This window comes from Pseudomonas sp. YA1 (assembly GCF_058680555.1).
This window is the reverse complement of sequence record NZ_JBZWBG010000047.1, coordinates 1-990: the sequence shown is the minus strand read 5'-3', so window position 1 is coordinate 990 and position 990 is coordinate 1. Positions and strand designations below refer to the sequence as shown.

Here is a 990-nt window from a genome sequence, read left to right as displayed (position 1 = left end):
CCGGTGAGGGACTCGGAAATGTTCGCGTTGACGCCCATCACGGCGTTCCTCCGTTCTGCCCGTTCACAGGTAGGCCCGGCCTTCGGCGAAGGCCGCGCCGTTGCCCGACACTTCCACCGTCGAGACCCGCTCGCCGGCACCCTCGGCGCGGGCGTACATGCGCGACGGCCGGCCGATCTCGACGCCCTGGAGGATCTCGATCTGCTGCCCGTAGGGGATCTGCCGGTGGCGCGCCAGGTGGATCGCCAGCGGCCCGGCGGCGGAGCCGGTAGCGGCGTCCTCGACCACGCCGTAGGCCGGCGAGAACATGCGGCTGCGCCAGTGCCGCCCGGCGCCGGCGAAGCAGTTCACCGCCAGGTCCGGGAAGTCGCACAGCGCGCGGTGGTCGGGGTGCAGCGCGGACAGCGCGGCGACGCTCTCCAGGCCGACGAAGACGTGGCGCGGGCCGTTGCGGTAGACCTCGATGGGAAAGGTCGAGCCCTTCAGGCCGAGGGCGGCGAGCAGCTCGGCCGGTCGGCTGAAGTGCTCCCAGGTGGGGATCGGCTGCTGCATGCTGCAGGCCACCACCTTGCCGTCCTGGCGCTCCAGGGCGAAGGGCACGGTGCCCATCCTGGTCTCCAGGAACAGCCTGTCCTTATCGGTCTCGGCGCCCAGGGCGATGGCGGTGCCCAGCAGCGGGTGGCCGGCGAACGGCAGTTCGTTGACCGGGGTGAAGATGCGGATGCGCGCGTCGCCGTCCTGTTGCGGGCGGAGCACGAAGGTGCTCTCCGACAGGTTCATCTCCCGCGCCATGCGCTGCATGCGCTCGCCGCTGAGGTCGTCGCAGTCGAAGAACACCGCCACCGGGTTGCCTTGCAGCGGTTCGCTGGCGAAGGCGTCTATCACGACATATCTGTGCATGGGCTCTCCTGGCTCAGGGCCGCCGCTCGACCAGCGCGTGGCGCAGCAGGTCGGCGATGATGCGCGGACCCTCGCGGGTCAGCACCGATT

At 70.6% G+C, this 990-nt stretch carries 2 protein-coding genes; both read right to left on the bottom strand.

The features are described from left to right. Window positions 1-63: 63 nt before the first annotated feature. On the bottom strand, window positions 64-900 hold the full coding sequence (gene phzF / locus AC4OR5_RS30895; protein WP_003117652.1) for a phenazine biosynthesis protein PhzF: 837 nt from the start codon (window positions 898-900) through the stop codon (window positions 64-66). 13 nt (window positions 901-913) lie between these two features. After that, window positions 914-990 (bottom strand): hypothetical protein (locus AC4OR5_RS30890; RefSeq protein WP_435896613.1); only part of this gene is annotated, 77 nt, incomplete at its 5' end.

Excerpts from the sequence above, each read along its gene's own strand:
- phzF (WP_003117652.1), bottom strand. The coding sequence starts at position 900 with ATGCACAGATATGTCGTGATAGACGCCTTCGCCAGCGAACCGCTGCAA.